Here is a 26,536-nt window from a genome sequence, read left to right on the forward strand (position 1 = left end):
ACTAAGGCAGAACTGGATGGCCGCATCGGAGAAGGTCTCCGGTCGTCCGCGTTTGCCGCATCGCTCGGCGAACCAGGTCATGTCGCGGTCAAACCAGACCAGCAGAGAGCCGCGCTTTCGAAGTGATGCGTTATAGTTGGACCAGTTCGTTGTTCGATAGCGGGAAGAGGCAGGCTTCGGCATGCCGCCGATCTAACCTACGGGATTCGCAAAGTGAATCCTCTACGGCCTTTGTGCAACAACGCCAATCCGAACGATAAACTTGAAAGTTATGTCTGCTTTGGGCTGGGATCGACATACTGCAGCTGCGAGGTGGCCTCACCTAGCCAGCGGCAGCTAAGGGCTCTTTTGGCATCTTCGCTGCCTTCTGCATGAACGTTCGTTTTCTGGGTTTGGGTCAGAAATCTGACAAGAAGGTCAGCTTTGCTTGGCATTCTACAGGTAAACTCACCGCGAAAGACAGGGGGGTCAGATGATCCGGGCTTTCCGCAACCTGATCGAACGGCAGCTTGCCAAGGCGCAGGCCGAGGGCCCGCTGCAGGAGCCGGAGGGCGCAGGCAAGCCCCTGCCCGGCCTCAGCAGCGAAACACATGTGGACGCCGGGCTGGCGGCAGGCCTGCGGATCATGGCGCAGGCAGGCGTGGTGCCACAGGAGTTTACACTGAAGGAACAACTGGCTGAGGCGCGCCGCAATTACACCGGATTGACGGTTCCCGGGCAGCGCAAGGCGGCAATGGCGCGGATCTCGGATCTGGAAATGCGCTACAACATGGCGCGGGATGCGCGGAAATCCTTCTTCCGTTAGCGCAACACCCCGTTGTCTCCTGCGGGATTCGCGCTATAGACAGCCCCAAGACAGACCATTCCAAAGAAGAGTGACGCATTATGGCAAAAGACGCTTCTGTGCAGCAGGCACAACTCGACCGCATCGCCTCCGGCAAAGGCTTCATCGCTGCGCTGGACCAGTCGGGTGGCTCCACCCCAAAGGCGCTGGCGCTTTATGGCGTGACCGAAGACGCCTATTCCGGCGACGAGGAGATGTTCGCCGAAATCCACAAAATGCGCACCCGGATCATCACTTCGCCGAGTTTCACCCAGGAGCGTATCCTGGGCGCGATCCTGTTCGAGAAAACCATGGACGGCGAAATCGAAGGCAAGCCGACCGCGGATTTCCTGTGGGACAGCTGTGGCGTGGTGCCGTTTCTGAAGGTGGACAAGGGTCTGGCCGATGAAGCCAACGGCGTGCAGATGATGAAGCCGATGCCGGAGCTGGGCGCGCTGCTGGCGCGCGCGGGCGACAAAGGCATTTTCGGCACCAAGATGCGTTCGGTCGTCAAGGACGCCAATGCAGCAGGCATCAAGGCGGTTGTGGCCCAGCAGTTCGACGTGGGCCAGCAGATCGTTGCGGCCGGCCTGGTGCCGATCATCGAGCCGGAAGTGGACATCAACTCTGCCACCAAAGCCGAGGCCGAAGAGATCCTGAAGGCGGAAATCAAGGCGCAGCTGGACGCTTTGCCGGCGGACGCCAAAGTGGCGCTGAAGCTGACCATCCCGAGCCAGGCGGGCCTCTATGATGATCTGGCCGACCACGCCAATGTTGTGCGTGTTGTGGCATTGTCCGGCGGCTACACCACCGATGACGCCTGCGCACGCCTGTCGCAGAACGCCAAGATGATCGCTTCTTTCAGCCGCGCGCTGACCGAAGGCTTGAACGTATCGATGTCCGCTGCGGAATATGATGCCGCCCTGGGCGCCAATATCACCAAGATCTACGACGCCTCGCTGTAAGATTTCCGGACCCCGGAAACGAAGAGGCCGCGCATCTGCGCGGCCTTTTTCGTTGAGGTCAATACCCGTTCCGCCCGGCACAGCAGACGGCCAGCACCAGACCGGCGCCGCTGAGAAACGGCAGCCAGAAAAACCGCAGCGCAGTGAGGGTGAACCAGCCTGGCTGGTCTTCGGGCGCCTGACCCGCACCGCCGAGCCAGACCCAGAAGACCAATGCGGAGGCCGAGATCAGCACCCCGCATATGGCCAGCAGCCAACGGACTGTGCTAGGCATCCGGCCTTCGGGCGGATAGGGGCGCTCTGCTGCCCGGCTGGCGGCAAGCCATCCGCTCACGCCGCTTCGGTCAGCGATGGGCGCAGGCCGGTGCAGCTGACGGTGTTTTCATTGACCGCCAGATACTGCTGCGCCGCCTCCCGGTCGCCAAAACTGAGCGCCTCGTCATAAAAATAGGTGATCCGGTCCCCGGTCCGGGACAAGAGGGCGCCGCTTTCAAACGAGATAAACCATTTCTTCTGCACCAGTTGCATCAGCCTCACTCCTTTCTGAAGCCCGGCAGTGGCCCCTGACCACCACCGGTTCTATTGCAGTTTTCCAGGCCGCTCCCTGCCGTCCGGCGGCCCGTGCTGGCCCGTCGACTGCAGATTTCCAGTGACTGGGTTGGTCACTTTCGCGCCCTGTTGAAGGCAGAATTCGCCCGCAGATGTTACCAAGAGGTTAACGGGAATTGGCGTTGATTTTACGCGGCATTTTCCCGCCGGCGGGCGGCGGTTTCCCGCCTGCATGAGCGGATTTACGGACAATTTGGCGAAATTCCGCTGTTGCAGTTTCCAAAGAAGTTTCCGGAGTGCGAACCGCTGCTTGAGCCGCCGCCGACGGAGCCCTGTGGCAGGCAGCGGGCATGGGTATTTTTGACCAGAAAGAAGCCGGAGGGCGTGGATCAGCCGAAATCGGGCGGGCGTTTTTGTAGCCCTGCTGCCACGGCCTCGATCTGGTCGGGCTTGCCGATCAGGTCCAACTGTTCTGCGCTTTCGCGCAGCAGCACATCCGCCTGCGAGGCGCCGCTTTCGGCATAGGCAATCAGCCGTTTGGCGGCCCGCACGGCAGCGGGGCTTTTGCTTGCGATGTCCAGCGCCAGCTCCTGTGCGCGGCTGAGCGGGCCGGGAGTCAGCTCTGTCACCAGCCCCCAGTCCAGCGCCTGCGCCGCGTCGACCTTCTCGGCTGTGTAGGTCAGGCGGCGCAGCACGTCTGAGCGCAGCAGGTGCGGCAGAAGCGCCATGCCGCCCATATCGGGGATGAGTCCCCATTTCATTTCCATCACCGACAGCTGTGCCTCTGGGTGGGCGATGCGGATGTCAGCGCCCAGTGCGATCTGCAGCCCGCCGCCGAAACAGGCGCCGTGAATGGCCGCGATCACCGGCATGGGCAGCCGGCGCCAGATCATCGCCACCTCCTGAAAGGCATTGGCGTCCGTGTGGGTGCGTTCCATGATCAAGGTGCTGAGGTCGCGCTGCGCAAAACCCGCCAGTGCCGCCATGTCGAGACCCGCGCAGAAGCTTTTTCCGGCGCCCGACAGCACCACCACGCAGGCGTCTGATGTGGCCACCTCCTGCCCCGCGGCGATGATGGCTTCGATCATCTCCTCGTCCAGGGCGTTGTGCTTGTCCGGGCGGGCAAGCGTAACATAGGCAATGTGGTCCTTGTAGCCGATGGTGACTTTCTTCATGGCTGCTCTTCCTCAATCCGGTTTGCGCTCAGCGTGCCCCGGGCGCGGCGGAGATGCCAGCCCTACCTGAAGTCAGGGCTGCAGCGGCATCCGGGCGAACCAGGGCGAGTCGAGGGTCATGACATAGAGTTGCCCATCCATCACCTTGCCGCCGGTGGTAACGCCGAGGCGCCCGTCCGGGTCCTGCAGGCTGCGCAGGATGTTGCCCTGCCCGTCGAACTGGATCAGCATGCCGCGGTGGATCGGCGCCGGGCGCACCAGCGGGCCGAGGCGCCAGATGATTTTCCGCACAGCCGGGTACGGCATCAGTTTCTCTGAGGGCACCCGCGGGCTGGCGAAGGCGAGCCAATAGGTGCCGTCGCCCTGGGCCTCCAGATTGTCTGGATAGCCGGGGAGATTGTCGAGGAACACCTCCTGCTGGCCTGCACGGTCGCCCTTGAGCCAGAGCCGGTGGACGCGGGCGCGACCGGTTTCGTTGATCAGCAGGAATTCCTCATCCGGCGACAGGGCAACGCCATTGGTATAGACAAAGCCGGTGGCGATTTTTTCCGCCGTGCCGTCCAGATGGATGCGGGCCACATAACCGGTGTTTGACTGTTCCCAGATAGTCAGGATCGAAGTCGGCTTGGTTCCGCCCATGGTTTCCGGGTCGAACCGGTCTGAGGAGTTGGAGAAATAGATGGTGCCGTCCTGTGCCACATCCAGCTGATTTGCATAGATGATCGGCGCGCCTTCGAGGGTTTCCGCCACCGGTTCCAGCGTGCCGGGGCCGGTCCAGCGCAGAATGCCGCGGAAACTGTCGGCGATGTAAAGCGCCCCGTCCGGGCCAGCCTTGAGCCCCAGCGGGCGGCCGCCGAGGCGGTCAGCCAGCACCGGCTCCTCCCCGTCGATACGGTAGAGGCTGCCGGACAGGCTGGTGGTGTAGATGGCGCCATCCGGGGTTCGGGCGATGTCCTCTGGCCCCAGTTCGCCGTCTGGCAGATGGACCAGAGCAGCCGCATCCAGCGCGTTGTTTTCTGCGTAACTGCCGGTGAAATCAGGCGCTGCGGGCGGATCATATGCGATGGGATCAACCGGCACCGGCCAGAACAGGATGTAGCCAAGGGCGACGGTCAGCAGGGCCAGGGCAATGCGCATGAAGGAATTCCTTTGAAATCTGCGCGCAGGTTGCGCCGGCCGGAGCGGCAACGCAAGCCTTGCCCGGTGTGCTTGCATAGGCTTATCTGCGGCAATGACTGGTCCCCGATATACCCCGCTTGCACATTCCCTGCCTGCCACCGTGCCGTTTGTCGGCCCCGAGACACAGGAGCGTGCCCGTGGCCAGGGTTTTGCCGCGCGGCTGGGGGCAAATGAGAACATCTTTGGCCCCTCGCCCAAGGCACTGGCGGCGATGGCACAGGCCGCGGCAGAGATCTGGAAATACGGCGATCCGGAAAGCCATGATCTGCGCCATGCCTTGGCGGCGCATCACGGTATCAGCCCAGCGCATATCATTGTCGGCGAAGGCATCGACGGGCTGCTGGGCTATCTGGTGCGCCTGCTGGTGGGCGCGGGCGATGCGGTGGTGACCTCGCTGGGGGCCTATCCAACCTTCAACTATCATGTGGCGGGGTTTGGCGGGGTGATCCACAGGGTACCCTACAAGGATGACCGCGAGGATATTGAGGCGCTGTTTGCCAAGGCGGCGGACGTGGATGCCAAGATCGTCTATCTGGCCAATCCGGATAATCCGATGGGAAGCTGGCACAAGGGGGCGGATATCGCGGCGGCGCTGGACCGGCTGCCTGCGGGCTGCCTCTTGCTGCTGGATGAGGCCTATGTGGAATGCGCGCCGCAAGGCACTGCGGCGCCAGTGAGTGCGGATGACATGCGGGTGATCCGCATGCGGACCTTCTCCAAGGCTTATGCGATGGCGGGGGCGCGGGTGGGCTATGCCATCACCCACCCGGAGCTGATCGCCGCCTTCAACAAGGTGCGCAATCATTTTGGTATGAACCGAGCCGCGCAGGCAGGCGCGCTGGCGGCGCTGCAGGATCAGGCGTGGCTGGCGGAGGTGCTGGCGCAGATTGAAGCGGCGCGGGTGCGGATTGCAGAGATTGCAGTGGAGAACGGGCTGACCGCCCTGCCCTCAGCGACCAATTTCGTGGCCATTGACTGCGGACAGGACGGACGTTTTGCCAAGGCTGTGCTGGACGGGCTGGTGGATCAGGGGATCTTTGTGCGGATGCCCTTTGCCGATCCGCAAAACCGCTGCATAAGGGTGAGCTGCGGGCCTGCGAGGGAGCTCAATGCCTTTGCTGCGGCGCTGCCCCAGGCGCTGGCGACAGCACGCGCCGGCTGATTTCTGCCGGCAGCCTGTTGATCGCGCCGGTTTTACCGGACATTCACCCCTCCCGGCCTACTATCGAAGGATCTCACCGGGAGAATTGTCATGCGGGACCCTGAACTGCCGGACGCCATGCCGGATTTCTTTACCGCCGCGATCATGTTTGTCGGCATCAACCTGATGTGGATCTTCTTTGTTGTCTGGGTGCTGTACGGTCTGGTGCCGGTTCTGGTGCTGGCTGTGCTGATCAACCACTTCATCACCCGGCTGGAGATCAGGCTGAACTCGCAAAAAGCGTAGACACTGCCGCCGACGACCTGGCCCAAGCCTGCTAGCGGCCTGCCAGCACCTTTGTGGCGGCCTCCAGCGCACCACCCCCATGCGGGATGTCCAGCGCGGTGAGGCCGGCTTCAATGCCGCCCAAAAGACCCATCACCATTTGTCCGTTCACATGGCCCATATGGCCAAGCCGGAAGTATCCGTGCCAGTCCGGGCTGCCCGATGGCGCCATGCCAAGGCCGATGCCCAGCGTGAGCCCCATATTCTGCTCGACCCAGCTGCGCAGGCGGGTGCCGTCCGGTGCGCCGATGTCCAGAGCCGTCACCGCGTGGGAGCGTATGGGCCGGTCCGCCACATTCATCCGCAGCGGGCCGTCTGCCCCCCAGGCTTCACAGGCGGCCCAGATGGTTTCCGCCAGATGAACATGGCGGTTCCAGGTATTCTCAATGCCTTCGCCATGGATCATGTCCAGCGCCGCGCGCAGGCCATAAAGATGGTGAGTGGGCGCAGTGCCGCCGAAATACTGGTAGAATTCCTGCGGGTTGGCGCGCGGCTCCCAGTCCCAGTAACGGCTGACGCGCGGCAGTGCGCGCCGCGCCGCGGCGGCTTTGTCATTGAAAAACACAAAGCTGATGCCCGGCGGCATCATCAGCCCCTTCTGGCTGGCGCTGACCATGACATCGACGCCCCAGGTGTCCATCTCGAACCGTTCACATCCCAGCGACGCGATGCAATCCACCATCAGCAGCGCCGGGTGGCCGGCCTCATCCAGCAGGCGGCGCAGGCCTGCGATGTCATTCCGGATGGAGCTGGAGGTGTCTACATGCACGCCCAGAACCGCCTTGATGCGATGCGCGGTGTCGGCGGCCAGAGCCTCAGCGACCCTTGCCATGTCCCAGGGGGCGCTGGTGCCGAAGTCGAGAACCTTGGTCTCAATCCCCAGACCCTGGGCCATTTCCGACCAGCCAATGGCAAACTGCCCCGAGGAGGGCACCAGCACCAGATCGCCGGGCTGCAGGGTGTTTTGCAGTGCCGCCTCCCAGGCGCCGTGACCGTTGGAGATGTAGATGGCGGCGTGGTGATCTGTGCGCGCCACCCGGCGCAGGTCCGGAATGAGACCTGCGGTCATCTCGACCAGCGCGCCCGCATAAATATTGGGAGACGGGCGGTGCATTGCCTGCAGCACCTGATCGGGGACCACCGACGGGCCTGGTATGGCCAGATACTGACGCCCGGTCGCTACGTTCACTGATCCGCTCATGTTTGATGATACCTAACTGGGCACGGCCCAAAATTTGCCGCGGTTGAACCATAGCGGCACAGTAGCGGGACTGCCTGCGGCGTCAATTCCCGGCGACGTAAGGTCACGGCGAAGTGCTTGCGCCCTGCCGCCCACCTGCTTAAATGGCGCAGGAACGACAGGGAAAGGCCCGCAATGACACGAATTTCCTGCCGGGAAGCGCTGACATGAGCCAGAAACCACACAAGTCCTCAAAAGAACTGTTTGGCTGGCTGTGGCGCGGATATCTGCGCCATTACATCGGTCTTCTGGGCATCGCCGTGATCTTCATGCTGATTGAGGGCGCCACCATGGGCGCGCTTGGCTACATGATGCAGCCGATGTTCGATCTGGTGTTTGTCGCAGGCAACTCCACTGCACTGGTCTGGGTCAGCCTGGCGTTTCTGGCGATCTTCACCCTGCGCGGCATCTCCAGCGTCACCCAGAAGGTGCTGCTGAGCAAGGTCTCGCAGACCTCTGCCGCGCATCTGCGCAAGGACATGCTGGCGCGGCTGATCCGCCAGGATCCGGCGTTTCACCAGCAGCACCCGCCGGGGCTGCTGCTGCAGCGGGTGCAAAGCGATGTGGGCGCAATCAATTCGGTCTGGCAGGCGGTGATCACCGGCGCAGGACGCGATCTGGTGGCGCTGGTCGCGGTGCTGGGCGTGGCCTTCAGCATCGACTGGCGCTGGACGCTGATCCTGCTGGTCGGGGTGCCGGTCCTGCTGCTGCCGATCTCCACCATCCAGCGTTATGTGCGCAAGAAAGCGTCGCGCGCGCGTGATCTGGGCGCCGATCTGGCCACCCGGCTGGACGAGATTTTCCATGGCATCGTGCCGGTCAAGCTGAACCGGCTGGAAGATTACCAGACCCGCCGCTTTGGCGAACGCCAGGACGAATTTGTCAAATCCGAAGTAAAGGCGGCTCTGGGCACCTCGTCCATTTCGGGGATGACCGACATCATGGCCGGGGTCGGCTTTATGGCCGTGCTGCTTTATGGCGGCAATGAGATCATCGCCGGGGAAAAGACCGTGGGCCAGTTCATGAGCTTTTTCACCTCGATCGGGTTGTCGTTTGAACCGATGCGGCGGCTGGCCAATATTTCCGGCGTATGGCAGAGCGCGGCAGCGGCGCTGGAGCGGATCAAGGAACTGCTGGATGCGCCGATCCTGCTGAGCGAACCTGCGGAGCCGAAGCGGGTGCCGGAAGGCTTGCCCGCGATCCAACTGGAAGCTGTCGAGCTGAGCTACGGAGAGGCAAAGATCCTGCACGGGTTGAACCTGGTGGCTGAGGCCGGCCAGACCACCGCGCTGGTGGGGGCATCAGGGGCGGGCAAGTCGACGATCTTTAACCTGCTGACACGAATGGTGGACCCGCAGGGCGGTGCCGTCAGCGTCGGCGGGGTCGAGGTGCAGGATCTGAACACTGCCGATCTGCGCGGACTGTTTTCCGTCGTGACACAGGAAGCGCTGCTGTTTGACGAGACCCTGCGCGAGAACATCGTTCTGGGGCGCACCGATGTCAGCGATGAGGAGCTGCAGGCCGCGCTTGATGCCTCACATGTGGCGGACTTCCTGCCCAAGCTGGAACATGGTCTGGAAACACGGGTCGGGCCGCGCGGCTCGGCGCTGTCGGGCGGTCAGAGGCAGCGGGTGGTGATTGCCCGCGCCCTGCTGCGCAACACTCCGGTTCTGTTGCTGGACGAGGCGACGTCGGCATTGGATGCGCAGTCGGAAAAAGTGGTGCAGCAGGCGCTGGACAAACTGGCCGGCGGGCGCACCACGCTGGTGATTGCGCACAGGCTGTCGACGGTCCGCAATGCGGATAAGATCGTGGTCATGGATCGTGGTCGGGTGGTGGACCAGGGCAGCCACGGTGAATTGCTGGAGCGCGGCGGCATCTATGCCGATCTCTACCGGCTGCAGTTCCAGGACGGCAAGACCGTGGTGGACAACGCCGGGGTGGCGGCGCAGGTGCCCGAAAACATCCGCGGCAGCGACGCCGAGGCCGGCTGGCTGCGCCGCTTTGCCCGCAAGGTGTTCGGGTAAACTGTTGCACACCGAGAGCTCTGCCCGGCCAACTCGCCGAGCAGAGCTGTCTACTTCTGATACGCTTTTACCAAGTTTTCAGGCGCAACACCCAGAAAGTACCGCATCAGCGTCCAAAGGTTCCGGCCCCCGCGCCGCAGCCAGCCAGCGCGCTGATAGCGCGCGGCGCTGGTCAGGGCGGCACAGGACAGCACAGTGATCCCTTGCAGGCGGCGGACCAGAGCCACATCCTCCATCAGCGGCTGATCGGGGTACCCGCCTGCGGCCTCATAGGCGTCGCGGTGGATCAGCAGGGCCTGATCACCATAGGGCAGCGCAAACAGGCGCGTGCGCAGATTGGCCCAGCCTGCGACCCAGGCAGGCATCACCCCGCGCGCCCGAAAGCGCAATCGGAAACAGGCAGGACGCCCCTGCCCCTGCAGCAGATGGTCCGACACGGCTTTGGCCCAGCCGGGTTCCAGATGGGTGTCCGCATGCAGAACCAGCAGCCAGTCCCCCCGGGCTGCCGCGCAGCCCCGGCGCAGCTGACCGCCGCGCGATGGCGCAGCGGTGATCCACTCAGCGCCAGAAGCTTCGGCAATGGCGCGGGTGGCGTCGGTGGAGCCGCCATCGGTCACCACCAGTTCCCGGATCAGACCCGCCGCCAGCCCCTCCATCAGGTGTTCCAGCGTGGCGGGCAGCTCTTCTGCGGCATTCAAAACCGGGATCACGATACTGACAGGCGCTGGCATAGGCTGGTCCTTTGCGGATTTGCTGTTTTCTTCCGCCCTGCTTCCTATATCACTGGGCCAGTCAGTGAAACGCCGTAGATGGCAATCCGGAGACCAGACATGAGCGACCGCCGCATCCTGCGCCTGAGTGGCGCCGACACCCGCAGCTTTCTGCAGGGGCTGGTAACCAGCAATGTGGAGCGTTTGGGCGACCCGGACAGCGGGCTGGTCTATGCCGCCCTGCTGACCCCGCAGGGCAAATACCTGGCGGATTTCTTTCTGGCAGCAGAGGGAGATGCGGTGCTGCTGGACGTAGAGGCGTCGCTGGCAGATGGGCTGATGAAGCGGCTGAACATGTACCGGCTGCGGGCCGATGTGCAGGTCGGGATGACGGACCTGCAGGTGAAACGCGGCACCGGCACAGCACCTGCGGGCGCGCTGGCGGATCCACGCCATGCAAACATGGGCTGGCGGCTGTATGGGGCCGAGGGCGGTGACGACGGCAGCGACTGGGACGCGATCCGGGTTGCCCATTGCATCCCCGAAACCGGCATCGAGCTGGGGCCGGACAGCTATATCCTGGAAGCCGGGTTCGAAGCGCTGAGCGGCGTCGATTTCCGCAAGGGCTGCTATGTCGGCCAAGAGGTGACCGCGCGGATGAAGCATAAGACCGAACTGCGCAAGGGCTTGCGCAGGGTTGATGTTGCAGGCGCTGCCCCGGTGGGAACCGAGATCACCGCAGACGGCAAGGCAGCAGGCACATTGTTCACCCAATCGGGCGGCAAGGGTATTGCCTACCTGCGGTTTGACCGCGCCAAGGGAGAAATGCAGGCGGGTGATGCCCGCATTACGCTGCAGGCGTGAACAGGCTGAACGATACCGATCAGTTTCTGCTGGGTGCAGAGGTTGCCCATGCCCGCCCGCTTCCTGGCGGCGATTTGTCAGAAGGGCAGCTGCAGAAGCTGACTGATGACCGCCAGACGGTGGCCAAGACCACCCCGCGGGCCGGGTGGGTATCCAGAATGCTGCAGGCGATCGGTACGGCTGGGCAGGCCTGGCGCCTGACAAGCCTCTGTTCATTTCCTCGCGCTAGGGTCGCGGGCGAAACCTGCGGATGATCTGCTGAAAGGATATCAGGATGCGACTGATCATGGGTCTTTGCCTTGCGGCGCTGGCAGCCTCGCCCGGCTGGGCAGAATATTGGAGCTATAAGGACTGGAACGTTTCAGTTGAGCCGCATGAAACCGAGCAGGACAGCTATCTGATCTGCCGCGCCTGGACCGGTGGCGATGGCGATCCGGTTCTGGAGGTCTCGGCCTTCTCCGGCGACGCCGGGCCGCCGGATTTCTACCCGATGGCCAAGGTGCAAGAATATGCCCCGCGCCATCACCCGACGCTGATGCAGCAGGGCGGCACGGTGGATTTCCTCTTTGATTTCGACCGCAGCTTTTCGGTTGAGGCCGGGATCAATTCCTGGATCAGCGAGGAGGGGCTGGCCGAGGCCGAAACCGCGCTGCGGTTCCAGGACCATCTGCCGATGCTGCAGGCGATGCAGCAGGGCCGCTGGGTCGAGATCTGGACCGGCAGCAATATGTTCTACGAGGCTTCGCTGAGCGGGTTCACTGCGGCCTATGGCAAAATGATGGATGAATGCGGCTTTAGCCTGGCGCTGCCTGCCCGCTAACAGCCTGCAGCGCGGAAAACAGGAGCGGCCCGGTCGGCCGCTCCTGTATTGTTCTGCTGCCTGCGGCGCAGATCAGAGCTTGATGCGGAACGCGGCAAAGCCGCCCTCGCCGTCCCCGGCGTCCTCAAGCGTGACACCTTTGACACTGTCTGCATAGCCGCGGGCCTTGGGGCCGGTTTCAAACAGAACAGTGGTGTCCTGAAGCGGGGCAAAGGACCAGTTGGCATCCGCCTTGGGGTCGATTGTGCCGCGTTCGAGGATGTAGCGCACGATCACATCCCGGTTGGTATCTGGCGCCTCGAACACAATGGTATCGCCTTTGGCACCCGGGAAAGCACCGCCGCCCGACGCGCGGTAGTTGTTGGTGGCAACGATGAATTCCATCGTGTCCTCCAGCGGCGCGCCGTTGAATTCCAGGTTCACGATCCGTGCCGCATCCGGGTTCACCACTTCACCCTTGGGACCAAAGCGCGGCGGCTGCGACAGGTCGATCTGATAGGTCACCCCGTCCATCACATCGAAATTGTAGGACGGGAACGACGGGTTCAGCAGCGCTGCATCCTTGGAACCGGGCGTGATCTGGTTGAACATTCCGGCAGAGCGTTCCAGCCAGCCGCGCACCTGGGCGCCGGTGACCCGCACGGCCCGGACCGTATTGGGATAGAGATAGAGGTCGGCAACATTCTTGATGGCCACATCGCCAGCCGGAACATCGGTGTAATACTCCGGCCCGCCCCGGCCGCCTGCCTTGAATGGTGCAGCTGCCGACAGCACAGGAAGACCTGCGTGCCCGGTCCCTTTCAGCATCTCTTCGACATACCATTTCTGCGCAATCGAAACGATCTGCACCGAAGGATCATCCGCCACCAGCGCAAAATAGCTGTGCAGCGGCGCTGATGTCTTGCCGACAGCGCGGCGGACATATGCCAGGGTCTCTTCGTGCTCGGCAGCAACCGAGGCAAGCACGGCGTTGTCGTCTTTGGCCAATGCGGTGATGGAGCGGTCCTCGTTGCGTTTGGAAATCGGCCGGGCCTCTGCCGTGGCGGTGATCACGCGCCATTCGTTGCCGTCGCGTTCCAACAGCAGGTCCATCACGCCCAGATGGGACCCCCAGAACCCGCCCATAACGGCCGGCTTCCCCATCAACGTCCCGTTTTCAACATCAACTCCCGGCCGACCGTCAAAGGCCGGAGACGGAAACACCAGGTGATTGTGGCCTGTCACCAGCGCATCAATCCCGTCCACGGCTGCCAGGGCGACCGACGCATTCTCCATCCCGTCGCTGTGATCGGCCTCTCCGATCCCCGAATGCGACAGAGCAATAATCAGATCACAGCCGCGCTCTTTCATTTCCGGCACAAAGGCTTTGGCGGTCTCGACAATGTCGCGGGCCTGGACCTTGCCTTCCAGGTGCTTGCGGTCCCAGTTCATGATCTGCGGCGGGGTGAAACCGATCACCCCCACCTTGATCGGCAGCTTGGAGCCATCGCCCATTTCCATCTCCCGCTCGAGGATGGTGTAGGGCTTGAACAGAGGTTTGTCGCTGCGCGGGCCGCTGCCAAGCTCTTTGGCAACATTGGACAGCACAACAGGGAAATCGGCGCCAGCCAGAGCTTTGTCCAGGAAATCCAGGCCGTAGTTGAATTCATGGTTGCCGAGTGTCGCCGCATCATAGCCAATGGTGTTGAACGCGTTGATCACCGGGTGGCTGTCGCCGTCTTTCATGCCGCGCTCATAGGCGATGTAATCACCCATTGGATTGCCCTGCAGGAAGTCACCATTGTCGACCAGCAGCGAGTTGGCGGCTTCTGCGCGGATATCGTTGATGATCGAGGCGGTGCGGCTCAGCCCGACGGTGTCGCGCGGCTTGTCGGCATAATAGTCATAGGGGAAGACATGGACGTGAATATCAGTGGTTTCCATGATCCTCAGATGGGCTTGGTTTCCGGCGGCGGCAACTGAAAATGGATGCAGCGATATCAATGCGGCACCGGCTGTTGACCGGGCAAGAAACTGACGGCGCGAAAGGGCTGAACTATTGGGTTTTTGCATGGGATCTAATTTCCGAAGTTGCAGAACATCTCATCTCAACCGTTTTGCCGCGGGTGGGCAATACAAACATGACAGCTTGCCGCTTTTGTGTTGGCAGAGCGGCAGTTCCCCGCCGCTGCAGCGCCTGCCAAAGAAAAAGCCCCGCGCGGTTTGCACGGGGCTTTGATCATTGGGGAACATCGGATCCGGCAGAGGTTCAGGCGCGCTCGGAATATTCCATGGTCTCGGTGTTCACGACGATCATCTCGTCCTGGCCGACGAAGGGCGGCACCATGACCTTGACACCATTGTCCAGGATCGCGGGCTTGAAGGAATTCGCCGCGGTCTGGCCTTTGACGACCGGCTCGGTCTCGACGATCTTGCAAGTGACTTTCTGCGGCACGGTCGCGTTCAGCGCCTCGGCCTCGTAAAACTCCACCACGATGGTCATGCCGTCCTGCAGGAACGGGCGGCGGTCGCCCAGAAGCTCTGCGGGCAGTTCGATCTGCTCATAGGTTTCGGCGTCCATGAACACCAGCATGCCGTCGCTCTCATAGAGAAACTGCTGGTCCTTCTGCTCGAGACGCACGCGCTCCACCTTGTCGGCGGAACGGAAGCGTTCGTTCAGCTTGGAGCCGTTGCGCAGGTTGCGCATTTCAACCTGGGCAAAGGCACCGCCCTTGCCGGGTTTGACGTGATCGACCTTCACCGCCGCCCACAGGCCATCGTTGTGTTCCAGCACGTTGCCGGGACGGATTTCGTTGCCGTTGATCTTGGGCATGGGAAAATGCCTTTCGGATGGTTGTTGAAAACTTGCAAGCCCCTATATCTGGCAGGCTGATCGCTGGCAAGACAAGGATATGGTATGGAGGATCTGTGAAGAAGATATGCGCAAATTGCATGAAAGCTATGCATCTGCGCTCTATCCGAATCGTCACACTTCCGTCATAAGCAGCCCAACGCCGAAAATTGCAATAGCAAGAACAACAAGGGATACGAGATGCGAGATTTCGTAGACGGCACCGCTTACAATAACGAACAGGGCAACCGTGCCCGCAAACTGTTTGCTGCGGTTGTGCTGGCCGCGCTGGATGATGCCATCGCCGACGACAAGAAATACGGCAATGGCCCGGAACAGATCGCCCGCTGGGCGCGCTCACGCGATGGTCGCGAAGTGCTGTCCTGCGCCGGTATCGACCCGAACGAACGGGTTGTGGAAGGCTTGATGGACTTTGTGGGCCGCGGTGTGCGGACCTCTGTTGCTCTGTCGCGTGAAGAAAGCGAACGCCGCAACGCTGCGCAGGCTGAAGCTGCTTAAGGCTTCCCTTGCGCATTGCTGAAAAGCGCGCCCTTAGGGGCGCGTTTTTGTTTTGGCAGCCACGGGTTCCGCAAGGTCAGCTTGTCGCGCTGCAGCCGCCGCGAGACGCTTGCGGCACAGCCCCCATGGACGGCTGCGTCTAACCTGCTATGCAGGCCCGTGAAGTGCGGGACACAGGCAGGGAGCGGTTGATGGCACGTGCAATCATGATCCAGGGCACCGGCAGCAATGTCGGCAAGTCACTGCTGGTGGCAGGGCTGGCGCGGGCCTATGTGCGGCGCGGGCTGCGGGTGGCGCCGTTCAAGCCGCAGAACATGTCCAACAATGCCGCCGTCACCCCCGAGGGCGGCGAGATCGGCCGGGCGCAGGCTTTGCAGGCCCGAGCAGCCAGACGAGCCCCCCATACCGATATGAACCCGGTGCTGTTGAAGCCGGAAACCGACACCGGCGCCCAGGTCATCGTGCAGGGCAAGCGGCGCGGCACCCAAGGCGCCGGATCCTTCATGCGCGACAAAACGGGCCTGCTGGAGGCGGCGCTGGAGAGCTTTCACCGGCTGGCGGCGGATGCCGATCTGGTGTTGATCGAGGGCGCGGGATCCCCTGCTGAGACCAACCTGCGCAAGAACGACATTGCCAATATGGGCTTTGCCTGCGCCGCCAAGGTGCCGGTGGTGATTGCCGGCGACATCCACCGCGGCGGGGTGATTGCGCAGATCGTCGGCACCCATGCAGTGCTTGAACCGCAGGACCTGGAACGGGTCGCAGGCTTCATGGTGAACCGGTTCCGCGGCGACATCAGCCTGTTTGACGCTGGCCGCGATGATATTGCCGCACGCACCGGCTGGCCATCCTTGGGCGTGGTGCCGTGGTTCTGGGACGCCTGGAAGCTACCGGCCGAGGACATGATGGACATCACCTCGCGCAAGGGCGGCGCCTGCAAGGTGGTGGTGCCGCAGCTGGAGCGGATGGCGAATTTCGACGATCTGGATCCACTGGCGGCAGAACCTGCAGTGACAGTGGAGATCGTGCCGCCCGGCCGCGCCCTGCCCGGCGATGCGGATCTGGTGATCATCCCCGGCAGCAAGTCGACCATCGGTGACCTGGCCTATCTGCGGGCACAGGGCTGGGACATTGACATCCTGGCGCATTACCGCCGCGGTGGCCATGTGCTGGGCTTATGCGGCGGCTATCAGATGCTTGGGCAGACCATCGACGACCCCGAAGGCGTCGACGGACGGCCCGGCAAGGTCGATGGGCTTGGTCTTTTGGACGTTCACACGGTGATGGCGGGTGAGAAACGGGTCACCCTGACCGAAGCGGTCACGCGGGACGGCAATCTGCCAGTCAATGGTTATGAGATCCACATGGGCCGCACCGAAGGCGCCGATTGCAACCGCGCCTGGCTGGACATTGACGGTCGGGCCGAAGGCGCGGCGTCAGCTGATGGGCGGGTCAAGGGCTCCTACCTGCACGGTCTGTTTTCCGCAGATGCCTTTCGTGCCAGCGTGCTGGCAAGCCTCGGGGCAGAAAGCCAGGCAGGCTATGAAGACGGTGTCGAGGACACGCTGGATGCGCTGGCGGACCATCTGGAGCGCCATATGGACCTGGACCGCCTGTTGCGACTGGCCCAGGACGTTCGGACATAACAGCAGCTGCGGAGCATACGGCCTTCGACTTTCTCTGCCGCCTTCGCGTTTGCCCTTGCTGATGCCAGCACCTGTCGAGCCGGGTGCCGCGCCGCCATCGCCGGCTCGCAGCGGCCTTGATGCAGGGTCCGCTGTGACCCAGGCATCAGTTCAGTTGGTGAAAGCGTCGGGAAAGGGGCAGATCCCCCTTTTGTTTTGAGCGGTGTTTAGAGCAGAACGCGGGTTGCAGACCCCGCTCTGCACAGAGTCCGGATCAGAGCAGATCGTTGGCTGCCAGCGCGCGTTGGATTTCGCGGCGGACCAGTTTGCGCACGTTTCGAGTGATACGCTCCCCCAGCGGTCCTTGCAGTTCTTCGCGGACGATGGATGCCACCAGATCACGCAGGCTGTCCTCGTCAATATACCCGTCGCTGCCCTCTGCCAGTGTTTCCAGCGTCCCGCCTGTGACTGCGTCTTCCACCACAGTTTCAACCGAGGCACCGGCCAAATCCCGCTCCGGATCCCAGTTCTGATCCCCGGCCTGATCAACGCCCTGTTCACCGGCCTGATCCCAGTCAGCAGCCTTGCTGTCCCTGGCAGCGGCAAAGTCTGGCTCCGCGTTCAGCTCTGGCTCCGCAGCGGCGACAGCATCATCGGCATGGCCGTCTTGCCGAGGCTCAGGACGTCGCCGCAACGGCGCGTCGCGCCATTCGATGGTGTCGGGGCCTGCAAACGGCGCCTCGGTCTGGCTGTCCGGTTCCCACTGCTGCTGGACGCTGTCTGCCGCGGCAGAGCTGCGCGCTTCGAGCTCCGCGATTTTACGCACAACAGAGGCCGCGCGACCGCGCGCGGTACTGTCCCCAAGGCTTTCATCCTTCAACCGGACAGGTGCAGCTTCGGCAGGTGAAACTTCGGCAGGCCCAGTTTCAGCAGGTACAGCTTGGGCGGGTGCATCTTCGGCGAGCGATGTGTCTGAAAACGCTTCTTGCGCCTCGGTCATTTCTGCGGCACCGGGGTCGGCGACGGCAGCAGCAGCAAACAGGGTGGTCTCGGGGTCGCCCCAAGGGGCCTGGTTTTCGGCCTGCGCTGCCTCTTCGTCTTTCACCGCGTCTTCAGTTTCGCCGATATCCAACTGTTCAGCGCCGCTCAGCTCCATACCGGCAGGCGCAACCTCCAGGTCTTCAGCATCATCCTGCCCGGAATTTTCGGCGAACCGTTCACGGTGATGCCGGAAGGCCAGCGGCGGCTCTTGTGCCAGCATTTCTGCAGGCTCGGCAAAATCAGCTGCCCCGTCGCCTGCGGCCGTGCCTGCATCGGTCGGCTCAGCCTTGGCTGCGCCGGGGGCATCTGGCTGCGAATCAGCTTCTGCTTGTTTTTCCGGCTGCACGGCGGCCTCTGTCGCGGCCGCCACCGGGCGACAGCTGGCAACATCTGGATTCTGCACCCGCAGGGCTGGTGTCAGCATCAACCGGGCGGCAGGATCCGGCGTTGCCGACTGGCTGCGGGTGTCTTCGCTCACCAAGCGGCGGATTGAGGACAATACATCTTCAATCTCAGCATGGGTAACTGGGTCGGACATTATCTAATAACCACTCTTGCCTCTTGCAGAGGAGTGTAGCGGCCTTCCCGTCGCCGCACAACAGATAGGATGAGTTGTCAGTTCCGCCCCAAGGCCTTGAGTACACGGTCAAGATCCTTGCCGCGTTTGCTGTGTTGGGCTGGCGCGTCCTTGACCAGGTTATAGTAAAGCGTGGGATCATAGATCTCCACTGCCAGGCCAAGATGTTCGGCGGTCAGCAGGCCCTGAGACTGCAGCAGCTGGTAGGCCGCGATTGCCTGGCCAGCACGTGAGTTCACCTGTTCGGTCTGGGCATCCAGATATTCCTGCTCTGCCTGCAGCACGTCCAGCGTGGTCCGGGCCCCGAGGGTGGCCTCTTCGCGGATACCGTCAAAGGCGACCTTGGATGCGCGCACCCGTTCACCGGAGGAAATCAAGCTGACCCGAGCCGTTTCAGCGTTGTAAAAAGCGGCACTGACTGCCTGTCGCACCGCACGCTGTGTGTTGATAAGGGCACCGCGCTCTGCATCAGCGCTGGCAATGGCGCGGCGCCGCGTGGCGGCATTGCGACCGCCGGTATAAAGCTCCTGGGTCATCACCACCGACGCCGTTGCAGTCGAGCCGATACCGTCGCCATCATTGATGCTGTCGCTCAGCCCTGCGGTGGCACTGAAGGTGACATCTGGCCCAAGGGCGCGGGTTGCCGCCTGCACCAAAAGATCCGCCGCCTTGACCGCATGCTGCTGACTCAGAAGATCCGGCTGGTTGCGCAGTGCGATGGATTGCGCTTGATCAAGTGATGTCGTGCGCGACGGCAGGCGGGGTTGGCCTGCAATGCGGCCAGGCGCGTGGCCGACAATCTGCTGATAGGTCGCGCGGGCGGTCAGCAGAACGCCCTCGGAATCAGTCAGATTGGCACGGGCGGCAGCCACCCGGCTTTGGGCAAGTGCCACATCGGTGCGGGTCACTTCGCCGACCTCGAACCGGTCCTGAGCCGCTTTTAGTTCTTCTTGCAGCAGGCGCAGGTTGTTGCGGCGCAGGGCCACATTTTCCTGCCCCTGCAGGACACCGACATAGGCCTGCACCGCGGCCAGCAGCACCTGCTGCTCGATACCAAGGAGTTGCTGGCGAGTGGCGAGCACCAGTGCCTGAGCAGACTCCTTGCGCAGGCGGGTTTCGCCGCCGTCATACAGCAGCTGGGTCAGTTGCAGCTGGGTGCTGATGTCATTGTCTGTCAGCTCATTAAAGCCGGAAAACTGGCCGGACCCACGGGAGTAATTGTGGCTTGCAGTCACCGTCCATGCGATCAGCGGCCGCAACCGCGACAGCGCGATGGCGACATCTTCATCTGCGGCGCGCAGCAAAGCCCGGTTCTGCTCCAGAAGGCCGCTGGTCTTATAGGCGCCGATCATTGCATCGGACAGGTTGTCGGCCGCTGCCTTCAGCGGCATCAGGGCCGTGGCTGCGACACCACCGGCAAACACAAAAGCCTTAAACACACTCGCGGGAAATTTCATTCGCATCGGTTGCCTTATCTTTTGCCGCGCCGCCAGCCGCGGAGAGTTGTTCACAGTTCCAGGCCCCGCTTTGCGCTGCGCCCGGTCAATCTATATCTATTGCGACTTTGCCCCGCCGCAACATCCGCCCCGGTTTCTCAGAGCACGAATTCCTGTGCAGCAGCAAAGCCCGGCAGCACCGGTGCGCTGGCATTGAATTCAAACCGCCAGGAGATCCGGCCGCCGGTCTTGTAGCCAATCTTCACTTCGCCCAGCGCGCCTGTCACCATCAGCGCAGCAACACGGCCGCCGTCCTTCAGCTGGTCCAGCAGCGCGGCAGGCAAATCCTCGACACCGCCCTGCACCAGGATCACATCATAAGCCCCATGCTCCGCTGCGCCTTCGGCCAGCGGGCCAGTGTGCACAATGGCATTGTCGGCGCCGGTCTCAGACAGCAGTTCCTGGGCTTCCGCTGCCAGTGTCTCATCTTCCTCGACACCAATCACCATCTGCGCGATCCGTGCGGCAACAGCCGTGGAATAACCCAGCCCGCAAGCCACATCGAGCACCAGTTCGTCGTTCTGCAGATCCACCGCATCCAGCATCTTGGCCAGAGTGCGCGGCTCCATCAGCACCCGGCCGCCACCCAGCGGCACATTCTGGTCCGCATAGGCCGCCTCGCGCTGCGCATCAGGTACAAATGCCTCCCGCGGAACTGCCAGCATGGCATCGATGATCGGGTATTTGGTGACATCCGAGGGACGGATCTGGGTATCCACCATCATGCGGCGGCGCTCGGTGAAATCTGGCATCTGCTAAACTCATTTGTTCAGTCGGTCAGGCCGGTTGTGGCATATCCCGGCAACCACGGCAACGGGGCCTTTGCGCTGTAAGGGCCAAAGTGGTGCACCGCTGCTGCGGCGCAACTGGTCCTTGCAGGGCGCCGCAAAAAGGCCAGCCCCCCGCAGGGTGCTGGCACTGGAAAGATCAGGGGCAGCGCTGCAGCAGACGGCAGCACCGCTGAGCTGCAGCAAAACTAAAGCGCGCAGGACTTGCAGAAAGGAGAGGCCGGGCGCTGATCCAGCCAATCGTCGCCCATGTCGTCGCCGCAAATCCGGCAATAGCCGTAGGAGCCGTCGCGCAAGCGCGTCAAGGCCGCCTCGATCCGCTGCAGTTCCTCCAGGCTGGCCTGGGGCAGCACCTCGATCCCACAGCCGGCAGAGCGTTCTGATTGCGGCTGCCGGTGTGAGCCCATGCGGGCTGCATCGGGCACTTCAGCAGACCGGGACAGCAGCCCGGACAGCTGCAGCCGCCGCGCTTCAAGCATTTGTTCTCTGGCGGAAAAGTTCATCGTCCATGCCCTCCAGTTCAGGTTTCGCGCTTTGTTGGTCCCCGGTCAGTTTTATCTCGTTGCCCGCAATCAAGGTACTCGCGATTTAAGGGGAATGCACTACCCCTTAAGTTGCAAATTTCAAGTAAATCCCTTCTGAAACCCCATTCACCCCTGCCCCGCCGCTACCCCGGCACAGGACTTGCAGAACGCCGCCGCAGGCAGCAGATCAAGCCGCGCTGCGGATACCTGCGCACCGCAAGCAGTGCAGATCCCATAGGTTCCCGCCCGCATCCGCTCCAGCGCAGCACCGATCCGGCGCAGCTCGTCCTGCTCTGCCTTGCCGAGGATTTCCAGCACCTCGTCACCCTGGCGTTCAGTCGCGCGGTCCTCCCAGTCCTGCGGCATCGGCGCATCCAATGAATGCTCCACCATGTTCAGATGCGCGATCAGTTCCGCGCGGCGCGTCTCCAGCGCCTGTTTGCGGCTGGTTAGATCCATGTTTCCGCCCTCCATTTGCTATGTGCCAACAGGGTAGCCCCACTGGCTGGCGGCGGCCTTGACCTTGCTCAAACAGGCGGTGCGCAATCTGCTGGTGCCCTTTTCCCGGCCTACAAACCCCTTGGCCTTCGACACCTCCGCCTCTCAATTCCTCTGGCCTGAACCGAGGCGGCTTGCTAGACAGCCCGGCAAGACAAAGCAGACTTGAGGAGTTTCGGGGATGATCCGGATTGCTGTATGTGCGCTGATGCTGCTGGGGCTGGCAGCCTGCGAGACCGCCAAGGGCGCGGGGCGCGATATTTCCAAGGCCGGCCAGGCGATCAGCGGCGCAGCACAGGACGTGCAGGACGCGCTGTAAGGTTTACTGGTTCCGAGAGACACGCCCGGTCTTTGCACCGGGCGTTTTCTTTTGCGGGGTTATTCAATCCCCAGCAGTCTCTTCGCCTCGGCCAGAATGGCAACCGAGGACGCATGATCGCCGCCGTCATGCAAGCTTTGCCCCTCGGCGCGCAACTCCTGGACTGTGGCCAGATCCGCGTCGCTGAGGCTGGTTCCCGCCACAATCGCGGCGTCAATCTTGGCCATATCTGCCGGACACTGTCCGGCGAGCGCCGGGGACGCCAGCAGGCACAGAACTGCTGCCAAGGTGGAGAGTTTCGCTGTTTTGGGTGTCATGAGGCCATCCTCCGCAAGTTTGCCTGAAACGTCAGACTGGGCTGAGGATAGCAGTTTTGCCGCAGGGTTTCAGCCGGGGCAGCGGCGAGAGGGGGGAACCGGCGGAGCTTGGCGCATGGGGTTCGGCGGGTTTTGGCCGGAGTGATCAGAGGCGCCCCCTCGGCAGCGCGCAGGATTGCCCGCCCAACGGTTCGATGCAGGCGGCCGCGAGGACGCGATAACTGGACCTGTCGGACCTGTGCGCCCGTCAGATCCGCCGCGGAGATTTTGAGACTTTCGTTCAAGTCACCGCAGCGGCCAAAGGCCTGCACGCGGCGCTGTAGCTATTCCGCGATCACCCGAAAACCACCTGCCAAAAATGGCATTTGCTGCACCGCGGGGTCGATCATATGGCTTTGCACCAGCCGCCGTACCGTCTCAGCCACATCGCGCGGCACACGGTCGGCCCAGTCGGCAGCGGTGAACAGGGAAATGGTCCGCGACATCTCGCCAAAGGGCAACGGGAAGGCGTCGATCTGGTCATGGAAACGCGCAGCCCGCATATAGCCCAGCGGCGTGGTGACAGCCCAGCCGATCCGCCGCGCCACCATCGCCATCAGCGCCAGATGCGAGCCGACTTCAAACCGGTCCTCGAACTCCAGCTTCTGACGTACCAGCAGCCCTTCGATCTGCTGCGAGATCAGCTGCTCGCGGGCGTAGCGCAGGAAAGGCAGCTCGCGAAGCTGCTCTGCGGCCTGCGCCGCATCGGATACCGCGCCGCGCGGCGCCACCAGAATGAAGGGATCGCGCACCAGCGGGTATTCCACCAGCCCTTCATGCAGGCCGCCGGCGGTGGCGGCCACGGCAATATGCAGCTCCCGCGCCTCCATCGCCCGCACAATGTCATGGCTGGAGGCGGTGATCATCTTGAAGCGGCACTGGGTCAGGCTGTCGGCCAGGATGGTGGCCAGCCGCGGCGTCAGATCATTGTCGAAATCATCGATCAGCCCGATCGACAGCGCCTGCAGATGGGTGAGATCCATCACCGTCAGCTCGCTCTGCGCCAGCCGCAGCTCACTCAGAACTGCCTCAGTTCGTGCCAGAAAACTGCGGCCCGCAGCCGTCAGCACCATCGGGCGGCGGCCATGGTCGATCAGCTCGCTGTCCAGCGCCTTTTCCAGGTTGCGCATCTGTTGGCTGACGGCGGGCTGGCTCAGCCCGGTTATCTCTGCGGCCTGCGCCACTGACCCGGTCTTGGCCAAAGCCTCAAACACTTCCAGCCCGCGTAAGGAAACACCTTTGATCAACATGCAATCGCTCCAATACCTTAGGCCGTTCTTTGCGGTTTGAGGATGCGCGGGTCAAGTGTGGCAATCCTGCGGGTTTTCCCCCTTGCGAAAATGCCGCAGAGCAGATGCATTGTTTGCCAGCAGAGGCGCTGGCAGCGCATTACCCCCCGGACGGACAAAACCGCCAGGCCATCGCGCGATTGTCATCCAGCCAACCCAAAAAGGCGCCCCGCAGGGACGCCCTCCATCACCATGACACTGGGTCGGTGCTGGGCCGGTGGCTCAGCCGCAGCTGCGCGTCGCGTGATCGCCAAACGCCTTGTAGCGCTCCCACAGGCGTTCGTCGCTGTGGTTGCTGGACTGGCGCACCACCTGTGCCTGATGCGGATCGGCAAACCATTTGGAGACGGTTTTCCGCTCTGACCGTGTCAGGCTGCGGTTGGCAACTTTCTGAATGCAGTTGCACAAGGACGGCGAGGCCGCAGAGCGGTCCGACTGGCGGCAGGCGCGTTCAATGGCGCCGGCCTCGGCCTCTGGTGGCGCCATCAGGCCCAGGGTTCCTGCGCATAGCGCGGCGGTCAGGAGAAATTTCATCCGGCTCGAGCCCCATTTTTTTGAAAAGCGGGTCTGATGCCCGCGGAACTGGGGGCAGTATGGCGCAAGCCGGCGCGCGATTCAATCTTGGCATACGAGGCCTTTACAGAGACGGGCAGGCAGAGGCTAGAACGCTGGATTGCCCGCCCCAACCTCTGCCGGTTTCAGGCCTGGTTCGGCCCGCGCATCGCACGCACGGCCTGGCGCACGGCTTTCCAGTCCGCGGCCTCACTGTCCTTGCCGGCCTCTGCGCAGACTCGCATCTTCTGCGCCGCCTCCGCTTCGGCCTTGCCGCCATGCGCGGCATAAAGCGCACGGGCATATTCACTTGCTTTGATGGCATCCATGCGGGTTGTCCTCCTTTGCTTGTGTCACCCACCAGAGGGTCGCGCGTCTCGCGGAATGAAAGCAGTATAGCGCATTTTGGCGCGGCCTGCAGGGAGTGGGGAGAATTTGAGATGTTTGGGAGGCGCGGGAAAGGCAGTAGAGCTTATTCCGATGCCATGCTGTGCCGCGATACGCGGAGTACGTATGTCTTTTGTCATCCGCTGCCGCCCAACCGTTGTTGGTGATTTCTGAGCGGAGCCCGTTAGGGCCTCGTCTCGGAAATCTGCCACGTGGCGAACGCGGATGGGGGCGAGGCAATGCCATTCGACATCAGTGGTGCGGCCCGCAGGCGTAGCCGAGGACACGGTGCTGTCTAATGGGGTTGCCCGAGGGGGAAGGCGGCGTCTTCCCCCTGATGCAGCGAAGCGGCGTTCGGCTTGTCCGAACCCCAAGCTGCCGGGACTGGATCCGGATCCGGCGGATCCGGCCGCATACCCTTAATGCGCTGAACGAGATGAAGGAGTCTGCTTCGCTCGACCCCGAACTATGCTGATGTCATCGAATTTGGCAGCAAAATGAAAAGGGTGAGGAATGGAGCAGAGACTATTTGTTGGCTTGGACGTTCACAAACGCAACGTCTCAGTTGGATTGGCCGAAGATGGGCGCACTGGCGAGGTGCGCTTTCTTGGGGACATTGAAAACACACCGGTCGCCGTGGAAAGCCTGATGCGACGATTGTCAGAACGCGGTCGTGCGCTGGATTTTTGCTATGAAGCTGGACCCTGTGGTTACGGTATCTATCGGCAACTCACAGGGGCGGGGCATGAATGCAGCGTCGTCGCCCCGACCAAGATCGCGGTGGCGCCTGGGGACAAGGTCAAAACGGATCGGCGGGATGCACAGCGATTGGCCGTCTTGCATCGGGCGGGCGAACTGACGCCGGTATGGGTTCCAGACGGCCGACATGAAGCCATGCGTGATCTGATCCGGGCGAGAATGGACGCTGTGCGACAGGTGACAACAGCCCGCCATCAGCTTTCTTCGTTTCTGTTGCGGCACGGCCGGACCTATCCTCCCAATCGCAAACCCTGGACAAAAATCCATAGCCGGTGGCTTGGGACCCAGAGCTTTGACGAACCGGCGCAGCAAATTGTGTTCCAGGACTATGTCCAAACGGTTTGGACCGCTGTTGAACGGCGCGACAACATGGTCAAGCGGATCGAAGAATTGGTGCCAGACTGGTCGCTCGGAGAGTTTGTCTATGCGCTCCGCTGCTTTCGAGGGCTCGACTTGGTCTCTGGGGCGACGCTTGCGGCCACCATCGGCGATATCAGTCGGTTCGACAAACCTCGCCAGTTGATGAACTATCTCGGGCTCACGCCGTCTGAATACTCGAGCGGCGGCACCATCCGCCGGGGCGGCATCACCAAAACCGGGAACCGTGAAGCTCGCAGGATGCTGATCGAGGCGGCCTGGTCCTATCGCTTCCCGGCGAAAGTTGCCCAGCACAAGGCGCGTGTTCTCGAAACCCAGCCAAAATGCGTGCGCGATCTGGCCTGGAAAACACAAGAACGGCTGTGCAAGCGATACCGATCGCTTCAGGCCCGAGGAAAGAAATCGACCGTCATTGTTGCCGCCATCGCGCGCGAACTCGCCGGGTTCGTTTGGGCCCTGGGGCAAGAGATGCAGCCCAGCTCCGGCTAGGGCTGCGGGTCAGGCCGGGTGAAACCTGCGGTTAAGGCAACTCTCGCTTCGCCCTTTGGGCAGGATCTGCCGACGCCCGCGAGGGAGTAAAGAGAAAGGCCTGCGACGTAGCACGTTCATGCGGTTCCGATCCGCGAATGCAAGACTGATAGACCGTCGCCATCCGAATGGCTCACCCAGCCTGACCCACCCAATCCTATGGCAGACATCACTCCATCGACAAGATGGAGCAATTACCCCTGCGCCTCCCCTGTTGACAAAAGACATGCAA

Annotated in this window: 29 protein-coding genes; 11 read left to right on the plus strand and 18 right to left on the minus strand. The window is 62.6% G+C overall.

Annotated elements, in window-relative coordinates:
- On the minus strand, positions 1-183 hold a 183-nt coding region (locus ACP151_RS19170), incomplete at its 3' end, for a transposase (protein ID WP_424976771.1).
- Between the two features lie 289 nt (positions 184-472).
- Here ACP151_RS19170 and ACP151_RS19175 point away from each other — a divergent pair.
- Positions 473-805 carry a DnaJ family domain-containing protein gene (locus ACP151_RS19175; RefSeq protein WP_424980486.1) on the plus strand — a complete coding sequence of 111 codons (333 nt, stop codon included), beginning with the start codon at positions 473-475 and terminating at the stop codon, positions 803-805.
- Between the two features lie 80 nt (positions 806-885).
- The gene (locus ACP151_RS19180) at positions 886-1,788 is read left to right on the plus strand and encodes a fructose bisphosphate aldolase (protein ID WP_424980487.1); all 903 of its coding nucleotides are present in this window, start codon (positions 886-888) and stop codon (positions 1,786-1,788) included.
- A 58-nt stretch (positions 1,789-1,846) separates the two neighbouring features.
- Here ACP151_RS19180 and ACP151_RS19185 read toward each other — a convergent pair whose 3' ends face one another.
- From ACP151_RS19185 to ACP151_RS19200, 4 genes are all read right to left on the minus strand, one after another.
- A complete protein-coding gene (locus ACP151_RS19185; protein WP_424980488.1) occupies positions 1,847-2,122 on the minus strand; it encodes a hypothetical protein in 276 nt (91 codons plus the stop codon).
- Positions 2,119-2,316: a hypothetical protein gene (locus ACP151_RS19190; RefSeq protein ID WP_424980489.1), complete on the minus strand. Its 198-nt coding sequence runs from the start codon at positions 2,314-2,316 to the stop codon at positions 2,119-2,121. The genes ACP151_RS19185 and ACP151_RS19190 overlap by 4 nt, the downstream gene beginning before the upstream one ends.
- A 410-nt stretch (positions 2,317-2,726) precedes the next feature.
- A complete protein-coding gene (locus ACP151_RS19195) occupies positions 2,727-3,512 on the minus strand; it encodes a crotonase/enoyl-CoA hydratase family protein (RefSeq protein WP_424980490.1) in 786 nt (261 codons plus the stop codon).
- 72 nt (positions 3,513-3,584) lie between these two features.
- Positions 3,585-4,649 carry an SMP-30/gluconolactonase/LRE family protein gene (locus ACP151_RS19200; RefSeq protein WP_424980491.1) on the minus strand — a complete coding sequence of 355 codons (1,065 nt, stop codon included), beginning with the start codon at positions 4,647-4,649 and terminating at the stop codon, positions 3,585-3,587.
- A gap of 94 nt (positions 4,650-4,743) precedes the next feature.
- Between ACP151_RS19200 and ACP151_RS19205 the strand changes: the two genes are divergently transcribed.
- Together ACP151_RS19205 and ACP151_RS19210 are read left to right on the plus strand one after the other, a co-directional pair.
- Positions 4,744-5,853, plus strand: coding sequence for a pyridoxal phosphate-dependent aminotransferase (locus ACP151_RS19205; RefSeq protein WP_424980492.1), 1,110 nt, complete (start codon positions 4,744-4,746; stop codon positions 5,851-5,853).
- A gap of 90 nt (positions 5,854-5,943) precedes the next feature.
- Entirely contained in the window at positions 5,944-6,138 is a 195-nt protein-coding gene (locus tag ACP151_RS19210; RefSeq protein WP_424980493.1) for a histidinol phosphate aminotransferase, read from the plus strand.
- 31 nt (positions 6,139-6,169) lie between these two features.
- On the opposite strand, the gene ACP151_RS19215 is transcribed toward ACP151_RS19210, so the two are convergent.
- A complete protein-coding gene (locus ACP151_RS19215; protein ID WP_424980494.1) occupies positions 6,170-7,378 on the minus strand; it encodes a pyridoxal-phosphate-dependent aminotransferase family protein in 1,209 nt (402 codons plus the stop codon).
- Between the two features lie 206 nt (positions 7,379-7,584).
- Between ACP151_RS19215 and ACP151_RS19220 the strand changes: the two genes are divergently transcribed.
- Entirely contained in the window at positions 7,585-9,444 is a 1,860-nt protein-coding gene (locus tag ACP151_RS19220) for an ABC transporter ATP-binding protein (protein ID WP_424980495.1), read from the plus strand.
- 50 nt (positions 9,445-9,494) lie between these two features.
- On the opposite strand, the gene ACP151_RS19225 is transcribed toward ACP151_RS19220, so the two are convergent.
- Positions 9,495-10,175, minus strand: a complete 681-nt coding sequence (locus ACP151_RS19225) for a TIGR04283 family arsenosugar biosynthesis glycosyltransferase (protein WP_424980496.1) — start codon at positions 10,173-10,175, stop codon at positions 9,495-9,497.
- Between the two features lie 99 nt (positions 10,176-10,274).
- Here ACP151_RS19225 and ACP151_RS19230 point away from each other — a divergent pair, with 99 nt between their 5' ends.
- Both ACP151_RS19230 and ACP151_RS19235 read left to right on the plus strand, forming a co-directional pair.
- Entirely contained in the window at positions 10,275-11,018 is a 744-nt protein-coding gene (locus ACP151_RS19230; RefSeq protein ID WP_424980497.1) for a YgfZ/GcvT domain-containing protein, read from the plus strand.
- Between the two features lie 274 nt (positions 11,019-11,292).
- Positions 11,293-11,838: a hypothetical protein gene (locus tag ACP151_RS19235; protein ID WP_424980498.1), complete on the plus strand. Its 546-nt coding sequence runs from the start codon at positions 11,293-11,295 to the stop codon at positions 11,836-11,838.
- A gap of 72 nt (positions 11,839-11,910) precedes the next feature.
- Here the strand turns inward: ACP151_RS19235 and ACP151_RS19240 are convergent, their stop codons facing one another.
- Complete coding sequence (locus ACP151_RS19240) at positions 11,911-13,890, minus strand: bifunctional 2',3'-cyclic-nucleotide 2'-phosphodiesterase/3'-nucleotidase (RefSeq protein ID WP_424980499.1); 1,980 nt, start codon at positions 13,888-13,890, stop codon at positions 11,911-11,913.
- A gap of 196 nt (positions 13,891-14,086) precedes the next feature.
- Positions 14,087-14,650 carry an elongation factor P gene (gene efp, locus ACP151_RS19245; RefSeq protein ID WP_424980500.1) on the minus strand — a complete coding sequence of 188 codons (564 nt, stop codon included), beginning with the start codon at positions 14,648-14,650 and terminating at the stop codon, positions 14,087-14,089.
- Positions 14,651-14,869: 219 nt separating this feature from the next.
- On the opposite strand from efp, the gene ACP151_RS19250 reads away from it, so the two are divergent.
- Complete coding sequence (locus ACP151_RS19250; RefSeq protein ID WP_008556013.1) at positions 14,870-15,187, plus strand: DUF6280 family protein; 318 nt, start codon at positions 14,870-14,872, stop codon at positions 15,185-15,187.
- Positions 15,188-15,378: 191 nt separating this feature from the next.
- Positions 15,379-16,833: a cobyric acid synthase gene (locus ACP151_RS19255; protein ID WP_424980501.1), complete on the plus strand. Its 1,455-nt coding sequence runs from the start codon at positions 15,379-15,381 to the stop codon at positions 16,831-16,833.
- A 253-nt stretch (positions 16,834-17,086) separates the two neighbouring features.
- On the opposite strand, the gene ACP151_RS19260 is transcribed toward ACP151_RS19255, so the two are convergent.
- The 5 genes from ACP151_RS19260 to ACP151_RS19280 form a co-directional block, all read right to left on the minus strand.
- Positions 17,087-18,391: a hypothetical protein gene (locus ACP151_RS19260; RefSeq protein ID WP_424980502.1), complete on the minus strand. Its 1,305-nt coding sequence runs from the start codon at positions 18,389-18,391 to the stop codon at positions 17,087-17,089.
- Positions 18,392-18,468: 77 nt separating this feature from the next.
- Positions 18,469-19,893, minus strand: coding sequence for a TolC family outer membrane protein (locus ACP151_RS19265; protein ID WP_424980503.1), 1,425 nt, complete (start codon positions 19,891-19,893; stop codon positions 18,469-18,471).
- A 131-nt stretch (positions 19,894-20,024) separates the two neighbouring features.
- Positions 20,025-20,678: a protein-L-isoaspartate O-methyltransferase family protein gene (locus ACP151_RS19270; RefSeq protein ID WP_424980504.1), complete on the minus strand. Its 654-nt coding sequence runs from the start codon at positions 20,676-20,678 to the stop codon at positions 20,025-20,027.
- A 224-nt stretch (positions 20,679-20,902) separates the two neighbouring features.
- A complete protein-coding gene (locus ACP151_RS19275; protein WP_424980505.1) occupies positions 20,903-21,193 on the minus strand; it encodes a TraR/DksA family transcriptional regulator in 291 nt (96 codons plus the stop codon).
- A gap of 171 nt (positions 21,194-21,364) precedes the next feature.
- Positions 21,365-21,697 (minus strand): TraR/DksA family transcriptional regulator, encoded by a 333-nt coding sequence (locus ACP151_RS19280; RefSeq protein WP_424980506.1) that lies wholly within the window; start codon positions 21,695-21,697, stop codon positions 21,365-21,367.
- Between the two features lie 220 nt (positions 21,698-21,917).
- Between ACP151_RS19280 and ACP151_RS19285 the strand changes: the two genes are divergently transcribed.
- Positions 21,918-22,055 carry an entericidin A/B family lipoprotein gene (locus ACP151_RS19285; protein WP_424980507.1) on the plus strand — a complete coding sequence of 46 codons (138 nt, stop codon included), beginning with the start codon at positions 21,918-21,920 and terminating at the stop codon, positions 22,053-22,055.
- A 59-nt stretch (positions 22,056-22,114) separates the two neighbouring features.
- Here the strand turns inward: ACP151_RS19285 and ACP151_RS19290 are convergent, their stop codons facing one another.
- From ACP151_RS19290 to ACP151_RS19305, 4 genes are all read right to left on the minus strand, one after another.
- Positions 22,115-22,372, minus strand: coding sequence for a hypothetical protein (locus tag ACP151_RS19290; RefSeq protein ID WP_424980508.1), 258 nt, complete (start codon positions 22,370-22,372; stop codon positions 22,115-22,117).
- Between the two features lie 323 nt (positions 22,373-22,695).
- Positions 22,696-23,661, minus strand: coding sequence for a LysR family transcriptional regulator (locus tag ACP151_RS19295; RefSeq protein ID WP_424980509.1), 966 nt, complete (start codon positions 23,659-23,661; stop codon positions 22,696-22,698).
- 261 nt (positions 23,662-23,922) lie between these two features.
- Positions 23,923-24,234, minus strand: coding sequence for a hypothetical protein (locus ACP151_RS19300; protein ID WP_424980510.1), 312 nt, complete (start codon positions 24,232-24,234; stop codon positions 23,923-23,925).
- Positions 24,235-24,398: 164 nt separating this feature from the next.
- On the minus strand, positions 24,399-24,581 hold the full coding sequence (locus tag ACP151_RS19305) for a hypothetical protein (RefSeq protein WP_424980511.1): 183 nt from the start codon (positions 24,579-24,581) through the stop codon (positions 24,399-24,401).
- A gap of 571 nt (positions 24,582-25,152) precedes the next feature.
- Between ACP151_RS19305 and ACP151_RS19310 the strand changes: the two genes are divergently transcribed.
- Positions 25,153-26,265, plus strand: coding sequence for an IS110 family transposase (locus ACP151_RS19310; RefSeq protein WP_424979226.1), 1,113 nt, complete (start codon positions 25,153-25,155; stop codon positions 26,263-26,265).
- Positions 26,266-26,536 lie beyond the last annotated feature (271 nt).

Source organism: Leisingera sp. S232, assembly GCF_049800895.1.
Lineage (GTDB): Bacteria > Pseudomonadota > Alphaproteobacteria > Rhodobacterales > Rhodobacteraceae > Leisingera.